Origin of the sequence: Mycobacterium sp., from assembly GCF_049683355.1 — a bacterium.
In the GTDB taxonomy this organism is placed as follows: Bacteria; Actinomycetota; Actinomycetes; order Mycobacteriales; family Mycobacteriaceae; genus Mycobacterium.
Genome location: NZ_JBAUJB010000472.1, coordinates 1 through 6258 on the forward strand (window position 1 = coordinate 1; position 6258 = coordinate 6258).

Below are 6258 nucleotides of genomic sequence, written 5' to 3' on the forward strand. Positions count from 1 at the left end.
CAACCCCGAGTTCGATGTCCGCCAACGTGCTCGCCGCAGCACCTGGGACACGCCACGGTTCCTCTACAGCTACGACGAAACCCCTGACGGTGATCTGGTTCTGCCGCGCGGTCTGCAACCGCTACTACTGTAAGAGCATGCTGAAGGAGGGGGAAGCGATTAGGTCGTCGCAGCCAGCGCCCGTATGCGCCCAGCCCCGACAAGTGGAGATCCGCGCCGATCCCAGTCACGCCCTTCGGCCGGCCGACGGGGTAGGCCAGACCGCTGTAGGTGCCGGCGTCATCGGAGATGGCCCATGGGTCTTTCAGCCATTCCTTACTGGCGCGCCGGACGGCATCGAACTTCTCGTCGGTGAGGAATTCGGTGTCGATGCAGAGGTTTCGGCGAAGTTCGTCGAGAAGGACATGCATTACGTCCCGTCTCGTTTCGGCGTCGGCACTCGCCAGTGGTTCTCCGCAGTTTGCCCATTTGTCGTCATTGGCGGCGAGTTCGCTCACACCCTCATACGCCAGGCGGAGCTGTCCGGTCTGTTCCAGGTTGGGCATGGTGATACGCCAGCCCCGCTTGAGATCAGCCCACAAGCGATAGGTGACGACATCGCGCAGCGCGCGGGCGATTTTCTTTCGCGGGATGTGCTCGTCAGCGGTCTCCTCGTCGCGGGCGAAGAACTTGAGACTCTTCCCGCTGAGCGCTTTGACCACTTCGGGCCCGAGGTTCTCGTCGGTGAGCGGCTCCCCGGGGTTCTGTTCCTGATAGTCGGCCGCGGCGCGGTACAGGGCTGAACGGATCAGCCCAACCAGCACGAAGTCGTTGAAATGGCCGGCCTGCAGGCTCGCATCCTGACGGTTATCGCTGAAAGCCAGGAATTTTCGTGCGTCATCGTCGAGGTCGGCCTCGCGTCTGAGGGCTCTGACAATTGACTGCGAGAGCACGGTCACCGCACTCGCACGACCTTCTGTGCCGAGACTGGCAACGCGGGAGAACTGGGACTGGCGGGCGCTCTCATAACTTGTCTTGCAGGAGGGGCAGAATTCGAGCCGCTCGAAAAACGCCACCGACATACCGTCGTCGGTGATGGTGCCGAATTCGTCGACGCGTAAGGAGTTGGGCAACTTTGGAATTCGAGCCTTGTCGAGAACATGCCCGCTACCGCTGGAAACCACCCAGTCCTCGGGAACCAGGTCGAGCAATGCCGGGTCGTGGGGGTCCGGCCATGGTTTCTCTGTCACGAGCAACAGACCATCAGCGTCGGGATGTTCGACAAGGTCGGAATTCGGGATGCGGGGGCTGAAGTGCTCGCCGCCGCGCTCCAGGTTCACCACGAGGAACTCTTGGCCGCACTCGCGACAGAACGCCAACGGGAACAGCGGCTGCCCGGCAGGCCTGTTAGGTGCACTGCGCTGGTACTGGGTGGTGAGGAAGCGCTTCGCCGGGGGCTCCAGAGTGGTGTAGACGGTGTCGCCTTTACCGATGAACTGATGCAGCTTGAAGGCGAACAGGGAACGGCCCTGCGGATCTCGCGCTCGTGAGCCGGCAAGCAGTAGCTCCTGTAGCTTCTCTTGGCAGACCGTCTCGTCCACACCAGTCTCGTCGTGCAATTTCGTGGCGGCATCGCTGAGCTTGGACGGCGGGCGCCGTGCCAGCTTGCCCTCATCGTCGGTGTGCAGACCAAAGTGCTGCTCGGCCCAGACGGCCAGCGGGTCGGCCTTGAGCTCGTCCCATCCGGCCGGCGTCTGTCCTGCCAGCCGGGTGGTCAGTGTGGCTGCATCTGCCTCGCCCGTTGTCGCACGCCTTAGGGTTTCCCCGACGATGTTGGCTGCAGGGATTCCGACACCAAAGATCCGCGTCGCTAACTCGGCGACCTGCTGGCGTTGCTCGCCCTTGGTGCCGGGACCGGCCAGTGTGGCACTTGTCCCGATGCACTGGACGTCATTCGAGGTGACGGCGCCGCGCAGCCGGCGGACCAGCATCGCCACATCGGCCCCTTGTCGGCCCCGGTAGGTGTGCAGCTCGTCGAGAACCAGAAATGACAAGTTCTGGGCACTGCTGATGAGGTTCTTGCGCTCCTTCGGACGGGTGAGCATCAGTTCCAACATGACGTAGTTGGTCAGCAGGATGTCCGGGGGAGAGGCGAGGGTCTTCTCGCGTTCCTCCCTGTTCTCCTGGCCCGTGTACCGCGCGAAGCTGACCTTGGGGTTCGTCTTCCCGAGGAACTTCTCCAGCTCGTTGCGCTGGCTGTTGGCAAGAGCGTTCATCGGGTAGACGATGATGGCCCGCACGCCCTTGCCCGAGCCCTCGCGCAGCACTCGGTCGACGATCGGCACGATGTACGCCAGCGACTTGCCCGAACCGGTACCGGTCGTGAGCACGTAGGACTCACGACGGTTGGCGATTTCGAAGGCATCTGTCTGGTGTCGATGGAAGGCGATCTCTTTGCCGGTCGGGTCTCTGAAGATGCTGGTTGCCCCGGGATCGAGCACACCATTTCCGACCAGTTCGCTGACTGTCCCGCCGGACTCGAACGCCGGATTCAGCCCGAGCCACGGCTCTGGCCAAAGCAGGCCGTCGGCGATCTCCTTCTCGACCTTGCTGCGGATCTGGTCGTCCTTGATCTCCAAGAAGCCCTTGACGAAGTTCTCGTAGTCGCCCAAGACCTCGTTCAGGACACCGAATGCGTCCATTGCGGCGCCCCCCCTTTTCCCTCGGCGTCAAGCATCAAACGAAGCTGACCTTACTTTGCGGGGCCGACAGTGAGGGGGATTGTCGCGCGGGGAGATGGGCAATGCGACGAACCTCGGTTCTTGGACACCTGAGGTGCGGGTGCCGGTCGAGGCGCGGTTCAGGTACACCACGGCCTCTCTATTGTGCGCGTCTCGACCTCAGCGCCTGCAGCCTCCATGCGCCGCGAGGCCGTCCTCCCGACTCGCTACAACGCCGTCCGGCCAGCGAGCTTTCCGGTGTTGGCGCGGTTGTGCGCCGGCCCCCGGGTGTCGTCGACCGTCGCAGTACCGGAGGTCGACTGGTTGTGGGATCAGGACGGCGCGGGTGGAGCCGGGGGTAAGTGCACGCGTCGTCGGATTCGCGCATGCCAGAACGACACGACTTTCGTAACGTCACGGCAAGTGACAAAACGAAACGAAACGACACGAGGCCGGTGGTTAGCTCATCCCGGGCGTTGGAGCAAAGGGGGAAGCTGCCGGCCAATCCCACGAAGAGCCTGACTCGTTGTTGATGAAGTCGCGGACTTCCGTCTCAAGCGGGCCTCCGCTAAACGCGTTAACCCGGCTAGCCGCTCTACTGCGAGTTCCCAGTACATCTGCAGGCCCGCGTCGACGGCGGTCGCGGCGGCAGCCTTCTGATGACACGCGGCTTTGGGTCGAGGGTGATGGCGTCGGTACCGACGTGCTCGCGGGACAGGAAATCTTCGACCGGCTTGTGGTCGTTAGAGTTGCGCGCCGAGCTACTGGGCAAGCTGACATCGCTGCAGGTGCATCACATCTTCCCGAAGGCGTTGCTGCGCAAGCACGGATTTGACCGAAACGAGATTAGTGCGCTGGCGAACTTCTGCTTCCTTACTCAGGACACCAACATCAAGATCGGCATGCGCGACCCCGCGGAGTACTTGCCCGAGATCCAAGCCAAGCATCCGGGTGTTCTGGAGTCGCAGTGGATTCCGACCGATCCTGAACTGTGGCGCGTCGAACGCTATTCGGACTTTCTGGCCGCCCGGCGCGCACTGCTAGCCGCCTCGGCGCAGTCGTTCCTGGAGAGCCTCCGCAGTTCCGAGGGACCACATGGCAACCAGCCCCTAGAACGTTTGCAGGTCGCCGAAGAAGTCATCGACGACCCGCGCACCGAGCAGGTCCGCGAACTAATTGCTGAGCTCAGCCGTAGAGGCTACGCCGAACCAGAAGTCGATGCCGAGATCCCAGACCCAAATACCGGCGCAGTGCTCGCGGTCGCGGAAGCGTTCTGGCCCAAGGGTCTTCAAGAGGAGCTTGGAGATCCCGTTGTCCTGGAACTCGACCCCGACGACGCCGATCTACCTCGTTTGGAAGAGTTGAAAATACGAGTCTTCACCTCGGTAGACGCGCTGTTGCGGTTCGTGGAAAACGAGGGCGCCATTGCTGCTGGCGCGCCCGAAGAGGCGGCTGAAGAGGTCGCCAATGTCTCGCAGACAAGCGATGTCGAGGTCGATTTCTCACAACGAATGAAGGCCGTGTATGACCGCGGCCGTTCAGAGGCGGGGTACAACGCGTCCTACTTCTTGAGCATGCTGTCGCAATACGGGCCGCAAGAGACCGGCCACAAGCTGCTGGCGTCCCCCGCGATCTCCGATGGATTCGCCGAACTGTGGGAACGTGGGCGGCTTGACCTGACCGTGGAAGCCCTCGTAGTCGAGCCGAAGTTTTCGGAGTTGTTCAGCGACTACGAGGTTGCGGTTGCTCGACGACGGCTGGAGCAGTTCGGCTATACCTCCTGAGTACAGATTGTGCGTGAAGCCCGCGGATTGCGAAAAGCCTTTGGCTATTTGAGATCGACATCCATGAAACAGGAGTAGCCGTGTCCGACGAAACCCCCGACAACCTCCCCCTGCCTGCCGAGACCGATGAAGTGGACATATCGGTTCAGGCTGGCGGCCTCGTCGTTTCCGGCGATCCGGAAGCTGTTGAGGCATATCTGTCGCGCCTGCGCACGGTCGCTGGCAGGACGATGCAGGTCACCGGGATCAACCGTTCCTCGGTCAGCAACGCCGCAGGCCTAGTGACCGGCATGGCGGGAATTCTCGCGGATTCGGGGAAGTATGTACGGCTTCACCCCGACAGCATCAACGCATTGCGGGTGGGCAACTGGATTCCGGGGACAGACGGCTACTTCCGGATGATGACGCGTGGCGGCGATGGCCTGTTCCTGCGGCAGCTGCAGTGGGCGCCGACACAGATTGCCCCTCCGCAGATGCTTGCTGTTCAGTTGATCGCAACACAGATGGCACTCAAGACGGCGATCGCCGACGTCGAGAAAGCCGTGCGACGAGTCGAGGGCAAGGTGGAGTCCGTCCTCAACATTGCCCAGGCAACACGTGCGGGCGATGTGCTCGGCAACCACATGTCGATCCGTCGGGCAACGGACTTCCTTGACAAGCACGGCGAGCTACCGGATGCGGACTGGGATGCGCTGGCCTGCCTCGGGCCCGCGCTGAATGTGACGGTCGAGCAACTCAGAAACCACGTGAACAGAATCCTGGACTCATTCGATCCCGACCTTCCTGTACAGGACCGGGCAGCAAAACTCTGCGCGGCGGTCGATGAGAAGCAGCTTGGTGAGACCTTGAGCCTCCTGGTGGTCGCAGAAGATTCCCTATACCGTTGGCAGCTCCTCAGATTGGCCCGCGTCGGAGAGAAGGAGCCGCAGCATCGACAGCGGGTAATCGACGATCTCAACGAACTGGTCCGTCATCAACTTGCCGAAGACGGCAAGCTGTACCGCGAAGCAAAGAGTCTCCTAGACGACTTCGCGAAACCGGCTCCGATTGAGGGGTTCCGCTTTCGCAAGGTGCGGGAACTTGCGAAACGTCGTGCACACCTTCGCGACGAGCTCGACCAGTTCGCCGAAGCCCGTCGTCATCAGGTCGAGGAGTGGTCAAACGTCGACACTCCCGGAGTCTTGGACGCGGCCGGAGCCGTGATCGACGCAGTATCAGATTCGGCCCTCAAAGCTGTCGGCGCTGTCGGAGACCGATTGATTCGGGTGGGCGAATATCTCGCCGATAAGTCCCACGCCGAGAAAACCGCACCGCCATCGGACGATTCCGGTGACGGGCCAGTAGAGACGAAGTAACTGGCTGAACACATGAGGGCCGGGCAAGCCAGCAATCCGGGGGGTTCTGAATTTCGGGATCGGATGCTAGTTCCTAGCCTTAGCCGCGCGTCGTCAAGTAGAAACTTCCACCGACCCGCGCTTGGCCCAACGACCGCAACGACTTCTCACTGGTCGGGTGAATTCCGTCAACCCGGGTGGACAAGACAGGGGCAGGCTCATGCGCTGTGTGCAGGTAGTCCCGGCTATCAGGCGTGCACATGGTGCCGAAATTTTCTAGGCCGAAGTTGCGATTGTTCTGAGCGGTAATCCTTGGTGTGACCTGCGCGGACGGGCGTTTTGCGGGATGGCGGCGTAGCCACTAATTACGTCGTGTCATATCGGTTGTTACGTGCGAAACCAGCTAGAATCACGCGTATGACAGTGCAGTTCGGTGCGATG

General features: G+C 61.8%; 3 protein-coding genes. 2 read left to right on the forward strand and 1 reads right to left on the reverse strand.

Going from position 1 to position 6258, the window contains the following annotated elements:
* Nucleotides 1-2681 (reverse strand): DEAD/DEAH box helicase (locus tag WA944_RS26645; RefSeq protein WP_526647503.1); only part of this gene is annotated, 2681 nt, incomplete at its 3' end.
* Between the two features lie 704 nt (nucleotides 2682-3385).
* Here WA944_RS26645 and WA944_RS26650 point away from each other — a divergent pair.
* Both WA944_RS26650 and WA944_RS26655 read left to right on the forward strand, forming a co-directional pair.
* A complete protein-coding gene (locus WA944_RS26650; RefSeq protein WP_526647504.1) occupies nucleotides 3386-4483 on the forward strand; it encodes a hypothetical protein in 1098 nt (365 codons plus the stop codon).
* 80 nt (nucleotides 4484-4563) lie between these two features.
* A complete protein-coding gene (locus tag WA944_RS26655; RefSeq protein WP_526647505.1) occupies nucleotides 4564-5838 on the forward strand; it encodes a hypothetical protein in 1275 nt (424 codons plus the stop codon).
* Nucleotides 5839-6258 lie beyond the last annotated feature (420 nt).

Coding starts and splice junctions, on each gene's coding strand:
- WA944_RS26650 (WP_526647504.1), top strand. CDS start 3,386: ATGGCGTCGGTACCGACGTGCTCGCGGGACAGGAAATCTTCGACCGGC.